General features: G+C 70.9%; 23 protein-coding genes. 7 read left to right on the forward strand and 16 right to left on the reverse strand.

Annotation, left to right across the window (positions count from 1 at the left end):
- The 4 genes from JNK30_RS17490 to radA form a co-directional block, all read right to left on the reverse strand.
- Positions 1-491: bile acid:sodium symporter (locus JNK30_RS17490; RefSeq protein ID WP_293484146.1), on the reverse strand; the 491-nt coding region annotated here is incomplete at its 3' end.
- Positions 488-1,981, reverse strand: coding sequence for an amidophosphoribosyltransferase (purF, locus tag JNK30_RS17495; RefSeq protein ID WP_293484148.1), 1,494 nt, complete (start codon positions 1,979-1,981; stop codon positions 488-490). The genes JNK30_RS17490 and purF, both read right to left, overlap by 4 nt.
- A complete protein-coding gene (locus JNK30_RS17500; RefSeq protein ID WP_293484150.1) occupies positions 1,978-2,574 on the reverse strand; it encodes a CvpA family protein in 597 nt (198 codons plus the stop codon). The genes purF and JNK30_RS17500 overlap by 4 nt, the downstream gene beginning before the upstream one ends.
- The gene (radA, locus tag JNK30_RS17505; RefSeq protein ID WP_293484152.1) at positions 2,571-3,941 is read right to left on the reverse strand and encodes a DNA repair protein RadA; all 1,371 of its coding nucleotides are present in this window, start codon (positions 3,939-3,941) and stop codon (positions 2,571-2,573) included. The genes JNK30_RS17500 and radA overlap by 4 nt, the downstream gene beginning before the upstream one ends.
- A 152-nt stretch (positions 3,942-4,093) precedes the next feature.
- Between radA and JNK30_RS17510 the strand changes: the two genes are divergently transcribed.
- The gene (locus tag JNK30_RS17510) at positions 4,094-4,714 is read left to right on the forward strand and encodes a Yip1 family protein (protein ID WP_293484154.1); all 621 of its coding nucleotides are present in this window, start codon (positions 4,094-4,096) and stop codon (positions 4,712-4,714) included.
- On the opposite strand, the gene alr is transcribed toward JNK30_RS17510, so the two are convergent.
- From alr to JNK30_RS17565, 11 genes are all read right to left on the reverse strand, one after another.
- A complete protein-coding gene (alr, locus tag JNK30_RS17515; RefSeq protein ID WP_293484156.1) occupies positions 4,699-5,745 on the reverse strand; it encodes an alanine racemase in 1,047 nt (348 codons plus the stop codon). The two genes, JNK30_RS17510 and alr, sit on opposite strands and share 16 nt — an antisense overlap.
- Before the next feature lie 6 nt (positions 5,746-5,751).
- On the reverse strand, positions 5,752-7,248 hold the full coding sequence (locus tag JNK30_RS17520) for a replicative DNA helicase (RefSeq protein WP_293484157.1): 1,497 nt from the start codon (positions 7,246-7,248) through the stop codon (positions 5,752-5,754).
- 287 nt (positions 7,249-7,535) lie between these two features.
- A complete protein-coding gene (rplI, locus tag JNK30_RS17525) occupies positions 7,536-8,126 on the reverse strand; it encodes a 50S ribosomal protein L9 (RefSeq protein WP_293484159.1) in 591 nt (196 codons plus the stop codon).
- A gap of 13 nt (positions 8,127-8,139) precedes the next feature.
- Positions 8,140-8,421 (reverse strand): 30S ribosomal protein S18, encoded by a 282-nt coding sequence (rpsR, locus tag JNK30_RS17530; protein ID WP_111274513.1) that lies wholly within the window; start codon positions 8,419-8,421, stop codon positions 8,140-8,142.
- Positions 8,422-8,438: 17 nt separating this feature from the next.
- Positions 8,439-8,801 (reverse strand): 30S ribosomal protein S6, encoded by a 363-nt coding sequence (gene rpsF, locus JNK30_RS17535; protein WP_293484162.1) that lies wholly within the window; start codon positions 8,799-8,801, stop codon positions 8,439-8,441.
- Between the two features lie 179 nt (positions 8,802-8,980).
- Positions 8,981-9,523, reverse strand: coding sequence for a peroxiredoxin (locus JNK30_RS17540; protein WP_293484164.1), 543 nt, complete (start codon positions 9,521-9,523; stop codon positions 8,981-8,983).
- 74 nt (positions 9,524-9,597) lie between these two features.
- The gene (locus tag JNK30_RS17545) at positions 9,598-10,566 is read right to left on the reverse strand and encodes a DUF4402 domain-containing protein (RefSeq protein WP_293484165.1); all 969 of its coding nucleotides are present in this window, start codon (positions 10,564-10,566) and stop codon (positions 9,598-9,600) included.
- Between the two features lie 44 nt (positions 10,567-10,610).
- Complete coding sequence (locus tag JNK30_RS17550; RefSeq protein WP_293484167.1) at positions 10,611-13,229, reverse strand: hypothetical protein; 2,619 nt, start codon at positions 13,227-13,229, stop codon at positions 10,611-10,613.
- A gap of 115 nt (positions 13,230-13,344) precedes the next feature.
- Positions 13,345-14,253: a hypothetical protein gene (locus JNK30_RS17555; RefSeq protein ID WP_293484168.1), complete on the reverse strand. Its 909-nt coding sequence runs from the start codon at positions 14,251-14,253 to the stop codon at positions 13,345-13,347.
- Complete coding sequence (locus JNK30_RS17560; protein WP_293484170.1) at positions 14,253-14,759, reverse strand: hypothetical protein; 507 nt, start codon at positions 14,757-14,759, stop codon at positions 14,253-14,255. The genes JNK30_RS17555 and JNK30_RS17560 overlap by 1 nt, the downstream gene beginning before the upstream one ends.
- A gap of 58 nt (positions 14,760-14,817) precedes the next feature.
- A complete protein-coding gene (locus JNK30_RS17565) occupies positions 14,818-15,345 on the reverse strand; it encodes a DUF4402 domain-containing protein (protein ID WP_293484171.1) in 528 nt (175 codons plus the stop codon).
- A gap of 427 nt (positions 15,346-15,772) precedes the next feature.
- Here JNK30_RS17565 and JNK30_RS17570 point away from each other — a divergent pair, with 427 nt between their 5' ends.
- Positions 15,773-16,957: a tetratricopeptide repeat protein gene (locus JNK30_RS17570; RefSeq protein ID WP_293484173.1), complete on the forward strand. Its 1,185-nt coding sequence runs from the start codon at positions 15,773-15,775 to the stop codon at positions 16,955-16,957.
- A 39-nt stretch (positions 16,958-16,996) separates the two neighbouring features.
- On the opposite strand, the gene JNK30_RS17575 is transcribed toward JNK30_RS17570, so the two are convergent.
- A complete protein-coding gene (locus JNK30_RS17575; RefSeq protein ID WP_293484174.1) occupies positions 16,997-18,079 on the reverse strand; it encodes a zinc-binding dehydrogenase in 1,083 nt (360 codons plus the stop codon).
- Between the two features lie 86 nt (positions 18,080-18,165).
- On the opposite strand from JNK30_RS17575, the gene fabD reads away from it, so the two are divergent.
- The 5 genes from fabD to JNK30_RS17600 all read left to right on the forward strand — a co-directional run.
- Entirely contained in the window at positions 18,166-19,107 is a 942-nt protein-coding gene (gene fabD / locus JNK30_RS17580; protein ID WP_293484175.1) for an ACP S-malonyltransferase, read from the forward strand.
- Between the two features lies 1 nt (position 19,108).
- Positions 19,109-19,849 carry a 3-oxoacyl-[acyl-carrier-protein] reductase gene (fabG, locus tag JNK30_RS17585; RefSeq protein ID WP_293484177.1) on the forward strand — a complete coding sequence of 247 codons (741 nt, stop codon included), beginning with the start codon at positions 19,109-19,111 and terminating at the stop codon, positions 19,847-19,849.
- Positions 19,850-19,971: 122 nt separating this feature from the next.
- A complete protein-coding gene (locus JNK30_RS17590; protein WP_068877152.1) occupies positions 19,972-20,211 on the forward strand; it encodes an acyl carrier protein in 240 nt (79 codons plus the stop codon).
- 90 nt (positions 20,212-20,301) lie between these two features.
- Entirely contained in the window at positions 20,302-21,585 is a 1,284-nt protein-coding gene (gene fabF / locus JNK30_RS17595; RefSeq protein ID WP_293484179.1) for a beta-ketoacyl-ACP synthase II, read from the forward strand.
- 334 nt (positions 21,586-21,919) lie between these two features.
- Positions 21,920-22,317 (forward strand): endolytic transglycosylase MltG (locus JNK30_RS17600; RefSeq protein WP_293484180.1); only part of this gene is annotated, 398 nt, incomplete at its 3' end.

Below are 22,317 nucleotides of genomic sequence, written 5' to 3' on the forward strand. Positions count from 1 at the left end.
CCGCCCGCGTGCAGCAGCAGGCTGGCGAGGAGAGGCGCGAGGAAGACGCCCAGCATGTTCGACGCGGAGGCGGCGGCCACGGCGGCCGCCACGTTGCCGCGCGCCACGCTCACGAACGCGATGGAACTCTGGATCGTCGAGGGCAGGCAGCCCAGCAGGATCAGGCCAGTCGCGATCTCGGGCGGGGTGATCCAGGCGGGGAGGGCGGCCAGTCCCACGGTGAGCAGCGGGAAGAGGGCGAAGGTCGCCGCGAGGATGGTCAGGTGGAGCCGCCAGTGCGTCAGGCCGCGGATCACGGCCTCTCGCGACAGCCGGGCGCCATGGAGGAAGAACACCAGGGCGATCAGGATCTTGCTGACCCAGCTCAGACCGACCGCGAAGTCTCCCCGCGCGGGCAGGACGGACGCCACCACGGCGGCCAGCAGGATCAGGATGAGGTACCAGTCGGGCTTCAGGCGGGTGCGCCACCCGCCCGAGGCGGACGCCGTCACGCGTCGACCAGGAAGGAGAGCTGGCGCTCGACCAGCTCGTTGCGGCCTTCCGCGATCTCCTTGTCGAGCAGCCGGGTGGGGTACTCGCCGGTGAAGTAGTGGTCGGTGAACTGCGGCTGGGCGTTGTTGCGGACCGTGTCCATGGCCCCGTACAGCCCCTCGACGGAGAGGTAGCCCATGGAGTCCACGCCCAGGATGCGGGCGATCTCGTCGACGCTGTGGTTGGCCGCCAGCAGCTTGCCGCGATCGGGCATGTCGATGCCATAGTAGTCCGGCCACTTGATCGGCGGCGAGGCCGAGCGCAGATGGACTTCCTTCGCGCCGGCTTCGCGCACCATGCGGACAACCCGCACGGAGTTCGTGCCGCGCACGATGGAATCGTCGACCAGCAGGACCTTCTTGCCGGCGAGCACGGCGCGATTGGGCGCCAGCTTCATGCGGACGCCGAGCTCGCGCTCGCCCTGGGTGGGCTGGATGAAGGTGCGGCCGACGTAGTGGTTGCGGATGATGCCCATCTCGAAGGGCTTGCCGGCTTCCTGCGCGAAGCCGAGCGCGGCGGGAACGCCGGAATCCGGCACCGGGACCACCACGTCGACGTCGATGCCGGCCAGGGTCTCCTGCGCAAGCCGGCGGCCCATGCGCTTGCGCACCTCGTAGATGGATCGCCCGTTCACGACCGAGTCCGGCCGGGCGAAATAGACGTACTCGAAGATGCAGGGGCGGGCCTGCTGCGCCGGGAAGGGCCGGAAGCTGCGCAGGCCCTTCTCGTCGACCACCACCATCTCGCCGTGCTCGACGTCGCGGACAAAGCGCGCGCCGATCATGTCCAGGGCGCAGGTCTCGGAGGCGAACACCGCCTTGCCGTTGAGGTCGCCCAGCACGAGCGGGCGGATGCCCAGCGGGTCGCGGACGCCGACGAGCTTCTTGTTGGTCATGGCCACGAGCGCGTAACCGCCCTCGAGCTGCTGCAGCGCCTCGGTGAAGCGGTCCAGGAACTTGGGCCGGCGGGAGCGCGCGATGAGGTGAAGGATCGCCTCCGAATCCGACGTGGACTGGAAGATCGAGCCTTCCGACACGAGCTGTTCGCGCAGGGTCAGGAAGTTCGTCAGGTTGCCGTTGTGCGCCAGGGCGATGCCGCCGGCCTCGAGGTCGGCGAACATGGGCTGCACGTTGCGCAGGAAGCTGCCGCCCGCGGTGGAGTAGCGCGTGTGGCCGATGGCCTGGCGACCCGGGAGACGGCGGTCGAGGTCGCCGCCCCCGAAGGCGTCGCCGACGTAGCCCATGTGCCGCTCGGTGTGGAACCGGTGTCCGTCGAAGCTGGCGATGCCGCAGGCTTCCTGACCCCGGTGCTGCAGGGCGTGGAGGCCCAGGGCGGTGATGCCGGACGCCTCAGCGGTGTCGTAGATGCCGAAGACGCCGCATTCCAGCCGCGGGGTGTCGTCGTCCGGGTCGCGCATCGGCGGTGACCAACGCTCATGCTGCTGGCTCATCGGGATCGCTCCGGGCGGTCGGGGACTGCGGGTTCGCGGGCCTCGTACCCCTCTGTCGTCGTATTGTCACCTGAGACCGCGCGGTCGAAGGCGGGTTTCAGGCGGCCTGCGACATCGAGCCCCTTCGGCGCCAGCTCGTCGAGCAGCCTGCCCATGTTGGCCGCCAGGGGCCAGGTCTGCGCCTGGGTGATCCAGCGCGGGCGCAGGTCCTCCGGGGTGGCGGCGTTGAACATCAGGTAGAGGGCGCCCAGGACGATGAGGCCGCGGCCGAGCCCGATGAGCAGGCCCAGCGAGCGGTCGAGGAAGCCGAGCATCTGGGTCTTCTGGACGCTCCGCGCGAGGCCCGCGCCGATCAGCCGCAGGGCGATGAAGGCGGCGGCGAAGACCAGCACGAGCGTGGCGATCGTCCCGAGCCAGTCCGGCTGGACCACCTCGCGGACCATGGGCCCGAAGGCCGGCAGCCCGAAGACCGCGAGCCCCGCGGCCAGCACCAACGCCAGCAGGGCGAACACCTCGCGCACCGCCCCGCGCACGAAGCCGACGGCGGCGGAGACGCCCAGGAGGGCCAGGACAAGGAGATCGAGCTGCGTCACGTGGGGTCCAGAGCGCCATCATGGATGCGCTGTATGGCGTCGGCGAGGCGCGAGGCGCCGGTGACGGGAAGGCCGGGCTTGTCGAGGCCCGTCGGGCCCAGCGCCCGGCGGAATCCCAGCTTGGCCGCCTCCTTCAGGCGCGCATCCATGCGGCTGACGGGGCGCACGTCTCCCGAGAGACTGATCTCCCCGAAGACGACGCAGTCCTGGGGCAGGGCGACATCGAACGCGGACGACGCGAGCGCTGCGGCGGCGGCGAGGTCCGCCGCGGGCTCCGAGATGCGCAGGCCGCCGGCGACGTTCAGGTACACGTCGCGATCGCCGAACGAGAGCCCGCAGCGCGCCTCGAGCACCGCCAGGATCATGGCGAGGCGGCCGGAATCCCATCCCACGACGGCGCGCCGCGGCGTGCCGTACGCAGACGGCGCGACCAGCGCCTGGATCTCGACCAGCACGGGGCGCGAGCCCTCGATGCCCGCGAAGACCGCGGCGCCGGCGGCGCGTTCTCCCGAGGTGTCCAGGAACAGCGCCGAGGGGTTCTTGACCTCGGAGAGCCCGGCGTCGCCCATCTCGAAGACGCCGATCTCATCGGTCGCGCCGAAACGGTTCTTGGCGCCGCGCAGGATGCGGAAGGGGTAGCCCCGCTCGCCCTCGAAGGCGAAGACGGCGTCGACCATGTGCTCGACCACGCGCGGCCCGGCGATGGCCCCCTCCTTGGTCACGTGGCCGACGAGAATAACGGCGAGCCCGCGCTTCTTGGCCAGGCGCACCAGTTCGCCGGCCGCGGCGCGCACCTGGGTGACCGAGCCTGGCCCCGCCTCGTGCGCGTCGCTCCACATGGTCTGGATGGAATCGATGACCACCAGGTCGAAGGGCTCGGACTTGAGTCCGTCCAGGATGCTGCGGAGCGCGGTCTCGGCCGCGAGCTTCACGGGGGCGTCGGCGAGGCCCATGCGCTGCGCGCGGCTTCGCACCTGCTCGATGGCTTCCTCGCCCGAGATATAGGCGCAGCGCGCGCCGCGCCGGGCGGCGCTGGCCGCCACCTGCAGCAGCAAGGTCGATTTGCCGACACCCGGATCGCCGCCCACCAGGATGGCCGAGCCCGGCACCACGCCGCCGCCACAGACGCGGTCCCACTCGTCGACCCCGGTGGCGATCCGCGGCGGGGCAGGGGTCTCCGCGTCCAGACCCTCGAAGGCGAGAGGCGCCTTGCGGGTGGCCTTGGTGGCCTTCAGCGCCCCGGGCGGACGGCTCGTGAGTTCCTCGACGAGGGTGTTCCAGGCGCCGCAGGCCGGGCACTGCCCGGTCCAGCGGGTCTGCACGGCCCCGCAGGACTGACAGGCGTAGACGGCGCCGTCGCGGGCCATGGAATCCCTTGGGCCTGATGCTGATTCGAATGTGCGAGTCTAACCGACCCTGGCCCAACGGTCTGTCGCGGGCGAAGGTTCGCGCCCGGGGCTCCTGGCTCCGCCGCCAGATGTGGTAGGCATCGCGCCGGTCCGGCGTTGGAGAGGCGTACATGACGCCGCGCGGTGCGGAGATGGTGGCGCGCGGACTGGGCATCCTGGTCCGACCGGGGCGGACGTGGGCCAGGATCGCGGCCGACCCTTCTGCGCCGCGGGCCTTGCTGCTCGGCTATGCCGCGCCCCTGGCGCTCGTACCCGGCGCGTGCGGGGTCGCGGGCGGCCTCATGTTCGGCTTCGGCATCGCCGACGTCGGCGTCCGGATGAGTCCGACGGGCATCGTTCTCAGCGCAGTGGCCGGCTACATGGCCACGCTCGCCGCCGTCGTCATCCTCTCCGGGCTCGTCGCCCTGATCGCGCCCCGCTTCGGCGGCGAGGGAGGCTGGCCGGAGGCGACGAACCTGGTGGTCTATGCCGCGACCGCGAGCTGGCTGGGAGGCCTCGCCCGGCTCGTCCCCGGCCTCGAGTTGCCGGTGGTCATCCTGGCGGGGCTGTACAGCCTGTATGCTCTCTATCTGGGCCTCCTCAGCGTGATGCGGATACCGCAGGACCGGGCGCTGACGGCCTTCGCGGTGATCCTGATCTTCACCCTGGCGCTGGCGTTCGCGAGGGCGATGCTGGCGGACTGGGCGGCGGAGGCCGGCGGCCCCCTCGCGGTCCCCTACGCGCCGCGGTAGATGCGCTCGGCCCGCGTGCTCAGCCGCACCAGGATCTCGTGCGCGACGGTGCCGGCAGCCTGGGCGAGGTCGTCGAGGCGCGCGTTCTCGCCGAGAATCTCGACCGGCGCTCCCGACGCAGGCGCGTCGTCGAGCTCGATGATCGAAAGGTCCATGTTGACGGCGAGCAGGCGGCGCGGGCGGCCCCCAGCCCACACGCGGGCCTTGCCCGCCGCCGACCGCACGATGCCGTCCGCATACCCCGCCCCCACGATGCCGACCCGCATCGCCCGGTCGGCCGTGAACACCTCGCCGTAGCTGACCCTGTCGCCCGCCTGCAGGTTTCGCACGTCGAGCAACGGCGCCGTGAGCGTGGCCACGGCCTTCAGCCTGGGGTCGGGCCGGTCTTCGGGACCGCCGCCGTACAGGCTGATCCCGCCGCGGACCACGTCATAGCGGTAGTCAGGTCCCAGGAATGCGCCGGCAGAGGCGCCGAGGCTCGCCTTGGCCGCCGGGAACAGGGCGCGCGCCGCCCGGAAGAGTTCGAGTTGGGCCGCGTTCCGGGCGTCGCGAGGCTCGCTGGCCGACCCCAGGTGGCTCATCACCAGGTCGACCTCGACCGCGCCCGCAAGCCTGCGGGCGTCGTCCAGGGTAAGCCCCTGCCGGTGCATGCCGGTATCGACCTGGATGGCGAGGGATCCCGGGAAGCCGGCCGCGGCGGCGACCTGGGCGGGCGTCGCGAGGACGGGCGTCAGGCCCGATGCGCTCAGGCGGTCGGCCGAGCCCGGCAGCAGGCCGTCGAGCACATAGATCGTGGCGTTGCGCCCCAGGGCCGAGCGCAGCGCCTCGCCTTCGGCGAGCCGGGCGACGAAGAAGCGCGTGACGCCTTCGGCCAGGAGGCGCCGTGCGACGGGCGTCGCGCCGAGGCCATAACCGTCCGCCTTCACCACGGCGGCGACCTCCGCGCCCGCGGCCTCGGCGGCCAGGACCGCGCGATTGTGGGCGAGGGCGTCGAGGTCGATGACGAGCCGTGCGCGGTCCAGCGCGGTCATGAGCGCCTAGTGGGGGTCGTAGCGGCTGGCGTCACGGGCGAGGTTGCCGAACTTGGTGAGGTCTTCGTTGAAGCTGAGCCGGACGGTGCCGATCGGACCATGGCGCTGCTTGCCGATGATGACCTCGGCAAGGCCCTTCACCTGATCCATCTGCTCCTGCCACTTGAAGTGCTCCTCGGTGCCTTCCCGCGGCTCCATGCGGCTGAGGTAGTAGCTCTCGCGGTAGATGAACATCACCATGTCGGCGTCCTGCTCGATCGAGCCGGATTCGCGCAGGTCCGAGAGCTGCGGCTTCTTGTCCTCGCGATTCTCCACCTGGCGGCTGAGCTGCGAGAGCGCGATGACGGGGATCGCCAGCTCCTTGGCCAGCGCCTTCAGGCCCTGGGTGATCATCGAGATCTCCTGCACCCGGTTGTCGGGGCCGCCCGAGCCCGTGGTGATGAGCTGCAGGTAGTCGACGATCAGGAGATCCAGGCCCGTCATGCGCTTCAGCCGCCGGGCCCGCGCCGTCAGCTTGGCGAGCGTGATGCCGCCGGTGTCGTCGATGTAGAACGGGGCCTCCTGGATCTCCAGCGCGGCGTCGCGGACGCGGCCGAACTCCATGGCGTCGATCTCGCCCTTGCGGAGGCGGTCGCCCGACACGCCGGACACCTCGGCGAGCAGGCGCAGCGCCAGCTGCTCGGCCGACATTTCCAGCGAGAAGAAGGCGACGACGCCGCCGCGCACCGTCTTCTTCGACCCGTCCGGCTGGGGCTCCCAGGCGTAGTTGCGCGCGACGTCGAAGCCGATGTTGCAGGCCAGCGACGACTTTCCCATCGACGGCCGCGCGGCCAGGATCACGAGGTCGGACGGGTGCAGGCCGCCGATCTTCTGGTCGAGGTCGATGAGGCCTGTCGAAAGCCCGGCCAGGCCGCCGTCGCGGCTGTGGGCCTCGGCGGCCATCGCCAGGGCGCCCTGCAGGGCGTCGGAGAAGTTGACGAACCCCGACGAGACGCCGCCGGTCTCGGCCAGCTGGTACAGCTGCTGCTCCGCCGCCTCGATCTGGTCCCGGGCGTCGAGCTCGGCGTCGCCCTGCTGGGCGGTGGTCGTGATCTCGCCCCCGATGCGGATCAGGTCGCGGCGCAGCGCCAGGTCGTAGATAGCGTTGGCGTAGTCGGGCGCGTTGGCGGCCGGCGGCGCGCGGTCCACGAGGTCCGCCAGATACCGGACGCCGCCCAGCTCCTGGAACGCGGGGTCGGACGCGAACTGCTCGGCCAGCAGGATCGGCTCGGCCAGCGCGCCCTTGCGGATGTTGGTCTCCACCGCGGCGAACAGGCGCTGGTGGAAGGGCTCGTAGAAATGCCGGGCCTGCAGGTGGTCGCCCAGCCGCTCGAACGCGGCGTTGTCGTACAGGAGCGCGCCGAGCAAGGCCTGCTCGGCTTCCACGTTGGAGGGCGCCCGCGCCACGGCGACGTCGTTCGAAGGAGAGGGGGGGCGAAGGTCGAGCGCCGGGACGATGGCCATGCGTGACGGATACATGAAGGTCGCGCCTCCAGGGACTGCGGCAGGCGCTCGCTTCACCCTTCCTCCACACACATTTTCGGCCTGTGGAAAAGCTGGGCTGTGACGTCCTGCCGCAGGTGCGGACGGGAACCGGCACCGTCCTGCGGAGCCCCGTCAGAATCGGACGTAGATCGGCAGGATCAGCCTCGCCGACGGGCGCGCTCGCCGCCCGGCTCCGACGTTTGGGCCAAAGAAAAGCGGCGCGGGGCAGGCCCCGCGCCGCGATGTCTTCGACGATCCGAAGGGCTTTACCCCTCCGCGCCGGCGAACTCCTGCGCCAGCTGGCCCGCGCCGCCCTCGAGGAGGTCGGCCGCGGCCTGTTCGGCCGCGATGCGCTCTTCCTCGAACTGCGAGGAGATCACGTTCTCGCCGCGCGCCTGGCGCTCGGCTTCGTCCTGGCTGCGCGCGATGTTCAGGGTGACGGTGACCGTCACTTCCGAATGCAGGCGCACCTTCACCTCGTGCAGGCCGAGCGTCTTGATCGGCTTGTCCAGCACGACCATCGAGCGCTCGATCTTGCCGCCTTCGGCGTTGACCGCGTCGGCCACGTCGCGACCGGCGACCGAGCCGTACAGCTGGCCGCTTTCGCCCGCCTGGCGGATCATCACGTAGGACGTCCCGTCGAGCTTCTCACCGGCCTTGCCGGCGGCGTCCTTGGCCTTGGCGTTGCGGGCCTCGATCTCGGCGCGCTGGGCTTCGAAGACCTTCAGGTTCGCCGCGTTGGCGCGAAGCGCCTTCTGGCGGGGCAGCAGGAAGTTGCGGGCGTAGCCGTCCTTGACGTTCACGACGTCGCCGAGCGTGCCCCAGCCTTCCAGCCGTTCGAGCAGAATGACTTTCATCTGTGCGGCTCCCTTACTTCACGACGTAGGGGAGCAGCGCCAGGAAGCGGGCGCGCTTGATGGCCTTGGCCAGCTCACGCTGCTTCTTGGCGGACACCGCGGTGATCCGCGACGGCACGATCTTGCCGCGCTCGGAAACGTAGCGCTGCAGGAGCTTGACGTCCTTGTAGTCGATCTTCGGGGCGTTGGCGCCGGAGAACGGGCACACCTTGCGGCGGCGGAAGAACGGGCGGCGCGCGCCGCCTGCGGAGGCGCCGGCGGCCGGGGCCGGGGCGGCGGAGGTTTCGTCAGTCATCCGAGATCCTCCCTTTCCTAGAATTGCGGGACGTCGTCGCGGCGTTCGCGGTCGCGATCGCGGCGGGCGAGGATCGGCGAGAGCTCCAGGTCGAGCTCTTCGACGCGCACGGTCATGTAGCGCAGCACGTCTTCGTTGATCGACAGCTGGCGTTCCATCTCCTTCACCACGTCGGCCGGAGCGTCGATGGCGAGCAGGGAGTAGTGACCCTTGCGGTTCTTCTTGATCCGATAGGTGAGGTTGCGCAGGCCCCAGTACTCGATCTTGGCGACGTTGCCGCCGCCTTCCTCGATGAGGTGCTTCAGCTGATCGTTGAGGGCTTCGGCCTGCTGCGGCGAGATATCCTGCCGCGAAATGACGACGTGCTCGTAGAGCGCCATAGGTTCCTTCTTCCGCTATGGAAGGCGGCGCGGCCGGCGGCGGAAGCCCGCCGGTCACGATGGATCCTGGCCGCGAACGATTTCGCGAGGACCGCCCTCCGTGAAGGGCGCGCGATTACGTGAAATCCCTCACGAGGGCAAGGGTTTTCCAGTCCGGCGGCCAGGCTCCGGCCGCGCGCCTACCTGCGCTTGGCGTTGAACGCCTTCACCGCGTTCAGCGTCTGGGTGACGTGCTCGGACGGGTCCAGCTTGGAGTAGGCGTGCAGCACCTGACCGTTCGGCGCGATCACATAGGATGTCCGGTCGGACCAGTCCGGCTTCATCGTCAGCACGGCGTCGTACTGCTTGGCGATCTTCGCGCCCGGGTCGGCGGCGACGGCGAACTTGCCGCCGCAGGTCTCGGTGTCCTTGGAGAACTCCGCCAGGCGGTTCACCGCGCCTGCGGTGACGCCGATGACCGTCGTCTTCTGCGCCTTGAACTGGTCGGCGGCCTGCGAGAACAGGTGCGCCTCGAGATTGCAGCCCTTCGTGTACGCCGAGGGGAAGAAGTAGAGCACCACCGGTCCCTTCTTCAGCGCTTCGGCGAGCGAGAGCTGGATGGCGTCGCCCGCCAGGAACCCCGGAGCCGTGAACATCGGCGCCTTGTCGCCCGGCTTCAGAGCGGCGGCGGCGGGCGTTGCCAGCGCGGTGGCGACGGCGGCGGCGATGGCGATGCGCTTCATGATGTCGGTCTACCTCGTCGGGGGGTGGGACGCTGGGGAGTTGAATACCTGCGGTCGTCTGAACGCAAGGGGCCTCAATTGTAGTCGACGGTCACCGTCAACACTCCGGAATACGTGCCGACCGGCGTGGTTGGATTAAGCGTGAAGCTGCCGCCGACGGTGAAGCTGTATGTTCCCGCGGCGCCGAGCGCGCCGCTGAGGTTGCGCGTGGCGGGCGCGGTGTCCGTCAGCACGACGCCGAGGTCGGCCGGTCCCGAAAGGGTCAGGTTCGAAGGCACGGAGATCGAGACCTGCTGGCCTCCCTCGCCGGCGATGGTGAATGCGCCACGCGTGGGGGCGGGCGTCGGATAGGCGAACGCGTTGCCCCCGCCGGTCATCGTCCGGGCGCCGGAGGTCGCGTTGAGGGTGATGGTGTTGGTTCCCGTCGTCGGGCGCTGGATGCGGCCGAATCCGAGATTGGATGTGCTGGACACCGAGACCGACCGGAGCGCGCGCACGCGGCCCTTGTCGGTATCGCCGGCGATCATCTGGTCGGTGGCGTTCACCACGTAAACGTAGAAGGCGTTCTCGCCGTTGCCGCTCGCAAGGCCCGACTCGTCGCCGGCGACGGGGAAATCGGCCCCGACGAAGAAGTTGCGGGCGCTGTTGTTCCCGAGGGGCGCGAGTTCCAGGGTGATCGGCATCACGCCGCTCGGCGGCGCCACGATGCTGGCGGTCCCGTTGGCGACATAGAAGGTCGAGAAGGCGCGGGCGCGGCCCGTGAGGGCGCCGATCGTGCCGATGCGGATTCTCACGGTCCTGGTGGTGCAGTCGGTGTCGGCGGCCCGGGAGGGACGGCAAGTGACGTTCACCTGGGCGCGCGCGCTCGCCGTGGAGATCCGCCGTCCGGCGCCGCTGGCGACGCTCACGGCGCCGCTGCCTGCGTCGATCCGGAACACCGTGTCGCCGCTCGCGGCGGCGGCGACCGTGCCGATGTCCATAGGGCCGGTGATGTTCAGCGTGTAGTTGGCCGCGACCGAGGCGGCAGGGCCTCCCAGGGCCATGATGACGGCCAGGCCCCCTGCGGCCGGCGCTCGCCGCCACCGCCTCATTGCGCTGCCCCTGCCTTCGCCACGACGGTTTCTGCGGGGGCCGGATCGAAGCGCACCTGCACCGTGACGTCCGGGGCGTAGTCGCCATTGCCGGCGATGGTGACGTCAGGCTGTTCCAGCAGGCGCATCCGCAACCTCCCGGCCTGGTTCGGATCGAGCTGCAGACGATAGGTCCCCACGGGCGCGGCGTCGAAGACGGCCGAGCCATCGAATTCCGTTACCGCCTCGACGATGTGACCGTCGGCGCGCACCAGCCGGAGGCGGACCGAGGCGAGGCCGACGCGCTGGCCATCGTCGCGCAGCAGTTCGACCTTCACCGCCACGCCGCCGGTCGGGCGAAGCGGATAGTCCACGCGGGTCACGCCCCCGGGGCGCGGGCGAAGCATGATCTTCGTGGGCGGCGCCGCCACGGACGGGTTGTCGATGCCGTTGAGGTCGACGTCGAGCGAGGCGGTAGGTCCTCCACCCAGCCCGGTCACGAAGAGGCGGCCGTCGGCGCCGGTGACGAGGCCGCGCTGGCCCGCCCCGTCCAGCCCGACCTTGGGCGCGGGCGCCTCGCCGGCCTGGCGTATCCCGTCGCCGTTGTCGTCGATGAAGGCGTTGAAGAGCACCGAGCCGCCGGCGCCGGGTCCGCTGCGCATCAGTTCGTAGCTCCGCCGCGCCGGATCGTACCCGAGGCCGAAGTTCCACTGCCCGGCGAGCCGATAGTCGTGGTTGGCGTTGTCGTACTCTCCCGTGATGGCGAAGTCGCCGTAGCGGGTGGCGAAGATGGACGACAGCACCAGGTTCCACCGGTCAAGGTCGTCCAGGGGCTGTCCGAGACCGAACCGCACCGACCAGGCGTCCGTAAGCCGGCGGTCCACGGTGACCGCGAGGAAGCGGGCCCGGAAGTCCGGCAGGACGTCGTAGTCGAACGTCGTGCGGATCTGCCACTTGTAGTTCCGGAACGTGGACGCGGCGATGTAGCCGCGCAGCGTCTCCGCCACCGGCGCGGGACGGTAGGCCTGGCGCGTGTACTCCAGGCCTGTCGACAGCAGGACCTGACCCACGCTGGAGGACGCGCGCGCCGCGGCCAGGAAGTCGTGAGAGCCGTCGGCGTAGGAGTTTCTCAGCGCCCGCATCGAGATGGGAACGATACGGCCGCGAAGGCCGAGGCTCGAGTCGAACGTCAGCTCTGTCCGCCGCCGCATCGCGAGCGTCGCGTTGAAGGCGAGGTTGTTCTCGTCGAGGAACCCGTCGCGGTACTCGGCGTGCCGCAGGACGCCCGAGACGCCGCCCCACATGCCGGCCGCGCCCAGCGACAGGGCGCGCCCGCCGCGGCTGTCCCACCCGGCGTCGGCCTGGGTGGCCAGCCCCATGAACGAGGTGCGCGCGCCCAGGGTCAGCACGTCGGCGTCGCGGTCTCGGACGCCGGGCGTCCTCGCGACGCCGGCGCTGAGGGTCACGAGGTCGGTGAGGCCATAGTTCAGCGATGCGACCGCGCGGGTCCCGCCCACGCGGAACACGTCGGTGTCTCCGATGATCGCCTGCCCGGTGCGGCGGGGTTCGAACACTGCGCGGCCCTGTTCGACGATGCCGAACGCCAGGTGGGCATCGCCGGTGCGCAGGAGGCCGGCGCCCACGTTGATGACCTGCACCTCCTCCTGCCGCTCGCCCCGCGGACCGTAGGTGACGACCCGCACCACATTGAGGCCTGGCGACAGGGGCACGTCGAGGAACTCGAACCGACCGTTCACGGCCTGGTTCGTGCTGCTCTTCAGGACGTCGTTGACGTACAGTTCCACGTCGAAGCCGGGCGGAAGTTCGCCCCGCAGGTCGATGCGGTTGAAGACGCTGCTCTGCTCGAGCGGCGCCGTCGAAAAGGAGAACCCGCGGCCGGCGATGCTCCGCGGGCCGATCGGGAGCCCGGGCGAATAGGTGTCGCCGAGGCTGGCCTCCCGCGCATGGATGGGCCCCAGCATGTCGCCCTCGATCGACCGGCGCTGGAGCAGGAAACGCGCGTTCGTGGCGCGGCCCTCCTCGTCGGATCCGAGGTAGGCCTGGACATTGCTCCAGAGGAAATCGCCGGCGAGCCGGATGTCGTACCTGAACGTCCGGCCGCTCGAGCGGGACTGCACCCCCGTGTCGAGGATCACGTCGGCGCCGGGCGGCGTGAACAGGGCGTAGGGCTGGCTGACTCGCAGCGGCTCCGGCTCCGTCGCGATCCCTCCGCCGTCCGGCCGGCTCGCGAGCCGGGTCAGGCGGGCCTGCACCGGGAACTTCTCCCGGGCCCGCAGGTGCAGAGCCAGGTCTTCGGGGGCCGCATCGATCGCGACATCGAGGAGCGTCCCCAGCACCGAGGCGCGCAGGTACATCTCTGTCGGGGTGATCGCGACGTCGCCCGGGGCCAGCGGCAGGTCTCGACCTCCGGTCCGCGCCAGGGCCGCGGCGACGTCCACCACGAGCGAGCGGCGGGCCTGACCCACGCGGCCGACGATCCTGCGCTCGGCGGGAAAGACGTCGATGTCGGCCTCCAGCAGGCGCGCGATCTCCCCCACCGGAAGCAGCGGGTCGGATGGGTCGCCATAGGCGCCAAGGCCTTCGGAAAGGGTCAGGCCGTCCAGGGAGACCGACACCAGGAGCAGGCTCGCGGGATCCGGGGCCGCTTCAGGCGCGGGAAGAGGCTCGGCTGCCCGCGCCGCCGCCCCATGCAGCAGGATGAGGAGCGCGGCGGCTACGGGTGCGGCCCGGCTAGAGCGCCGCTTTGGCAAGGACCGTCCCCGGTGACGTGTCGTCGTCCGTGAAGGTCAGTTCCAGCGCCTCGCCCGGCGCCGGGACGCGGGTCAGCGGAATCCTCACCGCACGACGGTCGACCTCGGGGTACACCCCTACGCCCCGGGCGATTCCCAGCGGCTCGGCGTCCTTCTTCGCCCCGGCCACGCGGACTTCGAAATTCCCGTAGACCGAACTCTTGCCGCGACGGACCAGGTCGAGAGCGACCACGGCCGTACGGCGCGGCGGCGCGCGGCCGTCGACCGAGACCTCCATGAACTCCAGGCGCACGCCTTCGAACGCGGCGGCCACGTCGGGCTCCGCATTCCGGACGATGACGGGGACGGAGAGCCCGAAGACCGTGCTGATGCGGAAGCTGAGTTCGTTGGCCGCCGGCCCCGCCGCCGCCTCGGCCGTTGCGCCGGTTTCCCTGGGTGGAAGCGTCGTCACGGTCAGATGGCTTCGGAACTCGCCGGCTTGGTCCGGAAGCGTCGCCAGACGAAGTCGCACCGTCTGCGGCCGCCCCGGCTGCAGGGTTGCGCGACGCGGCGAGACCTGAAGCAGGCCCCGGGCCGACGCGAGACGCGCGACAGCGGCCGGACCGCCCTCCCGGGCAGCGGCGTCATCCGCGGCGAAGATCTGCCCGTCCGCGAGCATGACCCGGTCGACGAGCGCCACATCGACCGTGACCGGCTCGGAGCCCTGGTTCAGGAGGAAGACGCTGGCGATCCGGCGGGTCTTGTCGAGCGTGACGCGCTTGGGGGTGATGTTCAGGAACGCGTTGACGCTCGGGCGTCCCGCCTCGGGAGGCGGGGACGCCGGCTGGGCCTCAGCAGGCAGTCCCGGCGCGAGGAGGGCCAGGACCAGGAGGAGCGGACGGGTGTCCATCAGTTGTACTGCACCGTGACAAGCAGGGCCGCGGGCGTGCGCCGCGCCTCTGCTCCGGCGGATGCAAGGAACACGCCGCGGCTCACGTCGATGCTCGCCGCCATGCGTCCCTCGAGCGCGCCGCCCGCCACGAGATCCTCGTCCAAGGCGTCGGGGCCAGCCGCCACACTGGTCCGCAGGATGACGGTCTCACCGGCTCCTGAGACGATCTCGAACGCGCCGGGCGCCGTCACCGGCTCGCCGGTTTCGTCCTCGCGCTGGATCATGAGGCGGGCGTTGGCCGGCATCATCATGCCCACGGACATCGACGGCATCCGGCCCGCGAACACCGCGCCCTCTGCGCCGGCGCGAACGCTCGGCATGGCCGTCGCCCACTGCATCCGGAGAACCATGGGCTCGATGATCGTCGCACGCGCGGTCGCCTGCGCCGCCCGTTCGGCGCCATGCGCTGCGTTCGCCCCCAGGAGGACGACCAGGACGGCGGAGAGGTTGGCGGCGTGCGTCATGGCCGGCGAGTCGCTGAGCGGCGCCTGGACAGGACAGCGCCGCTCGCCCTTTGCAGGGTCAGTTGAAGTTCACCGTCAGGCTCAGGGTGCCGGTGTAGGTCTGGAGCGCGGTTGTCGAAGTGATGTCGAAGCGGCCGCCGATGAACAGGTCGTCCTGCCCGCTGGAGGGGAGGGTGTTCAGGGTCCCGCTGGCGGCGACCGGGGTCTCGGACGCGATGTTGGTGAGGTTCCCGGACGCGCCGGTGAAGCTGAGCGAGTTCGTCGTGATCGAGTAGGTCTGGCCGTTCGTGCCGATCAGCCGGAAGGTCGCCGCGCGCGCCTGGCCCGGCGTCGGAACGAACCCGTTGCTGCCGCTGACGCTGGGCGTGGCGGTGCCGGTCGCGGCCGAAGCCACGATGACGGTCGTCGCGCCGGAGTTCGTCGGGCGGGCGATCGAGCCGAACTCGAGCGAGCGCGTCGCGCTGACCTGGTTCGGCGCCACGATCGTGGCGTTCGCCGTGGCGTCGGCGGACACCGGCGCGGCGTTGGCGGAGGTGGCGGCGCAGAGGGCGGCGGCGACTGATGCGAACGCAATGCGGTGGTTCATGATCGAATCCCTTGGGTGACTTACCTGCCAGCCATCGCGACTTGCCCGTGACTTGCCCATCCTGCCGCCACCCAAATATTCCCCCGTCAGGGGAAAGAAGAACTTGGAGGGCGCCTCCGGTTGTGGGCGCAAGTTTACCTTTGGTTAGCTGTGTCCGGTTTTGGAACCGCGTTCGGTCACTGTCAAGGCGACCCATCCTGCCGGTGAAACGCTACAACTTCCGATACTTGTTCGCCTCCCCACGGCCGCGGTAGGCCGGCTGGCCTTGCGGCGTTCGCCGAGTGCGGTCACCGCAAGGCTCCAATGGTGTACAACGCCGGCGGCGGGATGACGGGGCGCAGGCTTGGCCGAAGGGGGCTTTTCGACAGAGGGGGAGGCGAGGCGGACCGAGGCGGCGCTTCGGCAGCTGCGGGAGGTCCTTGCCGACGTGGAAGCGCGCCTGGGCTCGGAAGGCGCGCGGCCGCTGGCGTCGGAGGCCGCCTCGGACCTGCTCAGGTCGCTCGAGGCGCTCGGGCGGCGACTGTCCGAACGGTCCGAAAGCCGCGGTGCGGCGGATGCCGACCTCGCCGCCGCGCTGGAGCGGGTCGGCCGGCGTCTTCAGTCGCGAACCGCGCTGCCCGTCCCGATTTCGGACGCGACCTCGGGAGCCTCCAAGGCCTTTCGAGGCGAAAGCGACCGCGCGGAGACGTCTTCGCCCGGCGAGCCTTCCGGGCTGCGTCTCGTTCTCGCGGTGGCCGGCGTCGCGTCGGTCGTGAGTGTCGCGGGCGCGGGGCTTCTCGTCGCCACCCGCGCCGAACTGATCCCGCAGGTCATGGCCGTGGTCCTTGATGACCTGCCGTTCCGGCCGGCCTTGCGGCCGCCGCCGGTCGCCAGGCGGGATGCGCCCGCTGGGGCGGCGACGGCCGAACCCGGCAGCCAGGGGCCGGACGCCGAAACCTACGAAGACGTCGCGACCGCGCTCGCGAGCCGCAACCTGGCGGCGCTGCCCCGCCTGACCGCGCTCGCCGAGCGGGGCGACGCGCAGGCCCAGATGCACCTGGCGAGCCTGTACGAGACGGGGGGGCCTGGCGTTCCAAAGGACAAGGCGGCGGCGCGGTCCTGGATGCGGCGCGCGGCGGACGGCGGGGACCGCCTCGCCATGCACAACCTCGCCCTGCAGCTGATGGCCGGCGATGGTGGACCGCGCGATCCGGAAGGGGCCGCGGCCTGGTTCCTCCGCGCGGCCGAGCGCGGGGTGGTCGATTCGCAGTACAATCTCGGGCTTCTCTACGAGGCCGGTCGGGGCGTCGATCGCAACCTCCGCGAGGCCTATCGCTGGTTCTCGATCGCCGCGAACGCCGGGGACCTGGCGGCGCGCGAGAAGCAGGTGGACCTTGAGGCGAGGCTGCGGCCCGCCGAGCGCGCCGGGCTGGATCGCGAGGTCCAGGCGTTCCGGCCTGGGACGGACCCCGCAGCTGACGCCGCGCCGGTGATCGCGCCGGCGACCACGGTCGCGGAAACGCAGGCGCTGCTGGCGCGGCAGGGCTACTATCTGGGCCCGGTGGACGGCGTGGCCTCTCCGGCGTTCCGCGCCGCATCGGCCGCCTATCTGCGGGACCGCGCCCGCCGCTGACCCGCCAGCCTGCGTGATGCACGCCGGATCCGGACAGGCCTAGCCGTTCGGCAGCACCAGGATCTTCACGTGCGCCTCCGGATCGCCGAGATCGGTGAAGGCCTGCGCCACCCCGTCGAGGCCGACGCGACCGGTCACCAGCCCCGAGACATCGATCACGCCCTCCGCGAGCTGGCGCAGCGTGCCGGCAAACTCCTCGGGCGTGTAGCCGAGGACGAAGGTGAGCTCGATCTCCTTCGTGATGGCGATGGAGGGCTCGATCCGGTCGGTCTCCATGCAGACCCCGGCGACGACGATCTGCGCGCCGGCCGGCGCCGCCTCGATCAGCGACTGCAGGACGCCCGGCGAACCGACGCACTCGAACACCACGGGACGCGCGACCGGATTGCCCATCATGGCCATCATCGACTGCGCCGCCCGCGCCCGCGGCACGCCCAGCGCCTCCCAGCGGTCGTGCGGGTTCTCCACGGCCGGATCGATGACGATATCGGCGCCGAGGGCCTCCGCAGCCTTGCGCCTGCGCGGCGAGAAGTCGGCGGCGATGACGGGGCCATGGCCGTTGGCCTTGAGCGCCGCGATGACGGCGAGGCCCACCGGCCCGCATCCGACCACCAGAGCGACGGACCGCGGCTCCAGGCGGGCCTTGGCGACGGCGTGCGCGCCGACCGCGAACGGTTCCGTCAGGGCCGCCTTCTCGGTCGGCAGGCCGTTGGGCACCTCGAGCACCATGGCTTCGGTCAGCAGCATGCGCTCCGAGAAGCCGCCGGGAAGGCGGTTCGAGAAGCCCAGAGCCTCCATGCCGCCGCCGTGCATGGTGAGCGGCATGGACACGACCCGCGTCCCCGCCTTCAGCGTCTTGGCGCTGCCCGGCCCGTGATCCAGGATCTCGGCGCAGAACTCGTGCCCGAACACCGTGTCCTGTGTGGGGTCGAACCCGCCGTCCATCGCGCCCCCGGCGCGACGCGACAGCTCGATCATGTGTTCCATGTAGTGCAGCGCATGGAGATCGGACCCGCAGATGCCGCAGGCGAGGGTCTTCACCAGCACCTGCCCCTCTGCAGGCTCCAGTTCGCCGATCTCGTCGCAGACCAGCTTCTTGTTCCGCCGGATCACCGCCCGCATGCGTCCCCCCTTGTCGTGTCATTCTTGTGCCTGGCTGTTCTATCCCCTAACCCTCGCGCCTCGGAATCACCAGGAAACGGATCGCCATGACGCTCGCATTCCTCTTCCCGGGGCAGGGGAGCCAGGCCGTGGGGATGGGCCAGGAACTGGCCGACGCGTTCGGCGCGGCGCGCGAGGTCTTCCAGGAGGTCGACGACGCCCTCGGCCAGAAGCTCTTCGCCCTGATGAGGGAAGGTCCCGAGGACCAGCTGACGCTGACCGAGAACGCCCAGCCGGCGCTGATGGCGGTCTCGGTCGCCGTGATGCGCACGCTCGAGCGGGAATTCGGCGTCTCGGTCGACAAGGCCGCCTTCGTCGCCGGGCACAGTCTCGGCGAGTACTCGGCCCTGGCCGCCGCCGGCGCGATCAGCCTCTCCGACACCGCCCGCCTCCTCAAGCGCCGGGGCCAGGCCATGCAGCGGGCCGTCCCGGTGGGTCAGGGCGCGATGGCGTCGCTCATCGGACCGAAGAGCGACATCGCCCTCGCCGAGGAGGCCGCCAGGGCCGGCTCGGAGGCGGGGGTGTGCGTTGTCGCGAACGACAACAATCAGGGCAATGTGGTCATTTCCGGCGACAAGGCCGCGGTCGATCGCGCCATCGAGAAGGCCAAGGAACTGGGCGCCCGCGCCATTCCTCTCAATGTCTCCGCCCCCTTCCATTGTCCGCTGATGCGGCCAGCCGCCGACGAGATGTCCGAGGCGCTCTCCGCCGCCACGATCGTGGCCCCGCGCGCGCCGCTGGTGGCGAACGTCACTGCGCGCCCGACGAACGACCCGGAGGCGATCCGGAGCATGCTGGTGGAGCAGGTGACCGGCCGGGTTCGCTGGCGCGAGAGCGTGGCCTGGATGGCCGAGAACGGCGTCACGCGCTTCGCGGAGGCCGGAGCGGGCAAGGTGCTCTCGGGGATGGCCAAGCGCATTGCGCCTGACGCCGAGGCGACGCCGCTGAACACCCCTGCCGACCTCGAAGCCTTCGCCGGGAGCCTCTGACATGTTCGACCTGACCGGCAAGACGGCGCTCGTTACGGGCGCGACAGGCGGCATCGGCGCCGAGATCGCCAGGACGCTCCACGCTCAGGGCGCGCACGTGGTGCTGTCGGGCACCCGCGAGGCCGTCTTGCAGGAGCTGGCGAAGCAGCTCGGGGAGCGCGTCGCTGTGGCGCCGGCGAACCTGTCCGATCCCGCGGCCGTGGATGGCCTGGTCGAGGCGGCGGAGGCGGCCGCCGGCGCGCCCGTGGACATCCTGGTGGCCAACGCCGGGATCACCCGCGACGGCCTGCTGATGCGCATGAAGGACGAGGACTGGGAGACGGTCCTCAAGGTGAACCTGGAGAGCTACTTCCGCCTCGCCCGCTCGGCCATGCGGGGCATGATGAAGCGGCGGCACGGCCGCATCATCGGCATCACCTCGGTGGTCGGCGTGATGGGCAATCCGGGGCAGGCCAACTACGCCGCCTCGAAGGCCGGGATGATCGGCTTCTCCAAGGCGTTGGCGCAGGAAGTCGCCAGCCGCAACATCACCGTCAACTGCGTGGCGCCGGGCTTCATCGAGAGCCCGATGACCGACTCGCTGAACGACCAGCAGAAGGACGCCATCCTCGGCCGGATCCCGTCCGGCAAGCTGGGCGCCGGTCGCGACGTGGCGGCGGCGGTCGCCTATCTCGCCTCCGACGAGGCGGGCTACGTCACCGGGCAGACGCTGCACGTCAACGGCGGCATGGTGATGATCTGACTATCGCCACCCCGGTGGGAACATGCTACGCGGCCCCCGATTTGATCACCACGGTCGGCAGTTGACTTCGATCTCACCGTCGTCGATGCAGTGACCTGACTAACCCCTGAGGGATCTACCGAATGTCCGACGTCCTGGAACGCGTCCGCAAGATCGTCATCGAGCACCTCGATGCGGACCCTGAGAAGGTGACCGAAAAGGCCAGCTTCATCGACGACCTGGGCGCCGACAGCCTGGACAACGTCGAGCTCGTGATGGCCTTCGAGGAGGAGTTCGATATCGAGATCCCCGACGACGCCGCGGAGCACATCCAGACCGTCGGCGACGCGGTGAAGTTCATCCAGGAGCGTCTGGGCGGTTAAGGCCGCAACTTCACGTAACGGATCAAGAGCCGCCGCGTCCCTGGGCACCAGCGCCCGATGGCGCGGCGGTTTCGTTTTTGAGGGCATGCCATGCGTCGAGTCGTCGTCACCGGCATCGGGCTCCTCACCCCGCTGGGGCAGGGGACCGAGCTCACCTGGAAGCGCCTGCTGGCGGGCGAATCGGGCGCCGGCCGCATCAGCGCGTTCGACATCTCGGACTACGCCTGCCAGGTGGCCTGCGAGGTCCCGCGCGTCGACGGACGCGGCGGCGGCGGGCCCGACGTCGAGGGCAGCTTCGACCCCGACCAGACCATGTCGGCCAAGGACCGCCGCCGGGTCGACGACTTCATCCTCTACGCCGTGGCCGCCGCCGACGAGGCCGTCCGCGACGCCGGCTGGACCCCCGAGGACGAGGAGAGCCGCCAGCGCACCGGCGTGATGATCGGCTCGGGCATCGGCGGGCTGGGCACCATCGCCGACACCGCCATCGAGCTGCACGAGAAGGGCCCCCGCCGGGTCAGCCCGTTCTTCATCCCCTCGGCCCTGATCAACCTCGCCAGCGGCCAGGTCTCGATCCGCTACGGCTTCAAGGGCCCCAACCACAGCGTCGTCACGGCCTGCGCGACCGGCGCCCACGCCGTCGGCGACGCGGCCCGGCTGATCATGTTCGGCGACGCCGACGTGATGGTGGCCGGCGGCGCCGAGGCCAGCGTGGTCCCCGTGGGCATCGCCGGCTTCATCGCCTGCCGCGCCATGTCCACCGGCTTCAACGACAACCCCAAGGCCGCCAGCCGCCCTTACGACAAGGACCGCGACGGCTTCGTCATGGGCGAGGGCGCCGGCGTCCTGGTCCTGGAGGAGCTGGAGCACGCCAAGGCCCGCGGCGCGAAGATCTACGCAGAGGTCATCGGCTACGGCCTGGCCGGCGACGCCTACCACATCACCGCCCCGGCCGAGGACGGCGACGGCGGCTTCCGCGCCATGCAGGCGGCGATCCGCAACGCCGGGATCCAGGCCAGCGACATCGACTACATCAACGCCCACGGCACCTCGACGCCCCTGGGCGACGAGATCGAGCTGGGCGCCGTCGAGCGCCTGCTTGGCAACGCCGCCGGCAAGGCCACCATGAGCTCGACCAAGTCGGCCACCGGCCACCTGCTGGGCGCCGCCGGCGCCATCGAGGCGGCCTTCACGTGCCTGGCCATCCGCGACCAGATCGCGCCGCCCACCATCAACCTCGACAACCCCTCGGTCGAGACGCCGATCGACCTGGTGGCCCACAAGGCCAAGCCGATGAAGATCGACGTGGCGCTGTCCAACAGCTTCGGCTTCGGCGGCACCAACGCCTCGGTGGTCTTCAAGAAGTACGCGTGAGCGGGCGCGGCGTGGCGGCTGCCAGCGGCGGCGCTAGCGGCGCGGTCGGAAGGCGCGCCTGCGGCGCGTCCACGGAAGACACGGAAGACACGGAAGGCGGGGGACCGATCCTCTCCCCCCGGGCGCAGCCCGGAGAGGGAGAGGGCAGGGAGAGGGCGGCGCAGGGCCTGGTCGTGCGCCGGGGGCGAAGCGAGTTTCCCCGGCGGCCGCGCCGCCTGCGCCCGTCGGCTCGACCGGCCTGCCCGCCCCACCTCGGCGCCGCCCTCTCCCGACCCTCTCCCTCTCCGCTTCGCGGGGGGAGAGGAGGGGGCGCCTGCCGCGCGGTGACGCCCTGATGGCGCGCAGGCGGATCAGCCGGCGGGCGGCGGCGGGGGGCGGGCTGATCGCGGCCGGGCTGGCGATCCTCGTGGCGCTGGCCGCCGTCTGGAGCTTCGTCGGCCCCGGCCCGAAGGCGGCCTCGGGCGAGGTCACCTATGTGGTGCTGGAGCGCGGCGCCGGCGTGAACCGCATCGCCGCGGCGCTGGACGAGGCCGGGGTCGTCTCCTCGGCGGGCCTCTTCGCCCTGGGCGCCCGGCTCACCGGGGCCGCGGGCGACCTGAAGGCCGGCGAGTACGAGGTGAAGTCCGGCGCCTCCATGGCCTCGCTGCTGGCCGACATCCGCGCCGGCCGCGTCGTGCGCCGCCGCATCACCATCCCCGAGGGCTGGACCAGCGGCATGGCGGCCGAGGCGGT

It is taken from the genome of Phenylobacterium sp., from assembly GCF_016793225.1.
In the GTDB taxonomy this organism is placed as follows: Bacteria; Pseudomonadota; Alphaproteobacteria; order Caulobacterales; family Caulobacteraceae; genus Phenylobacterium.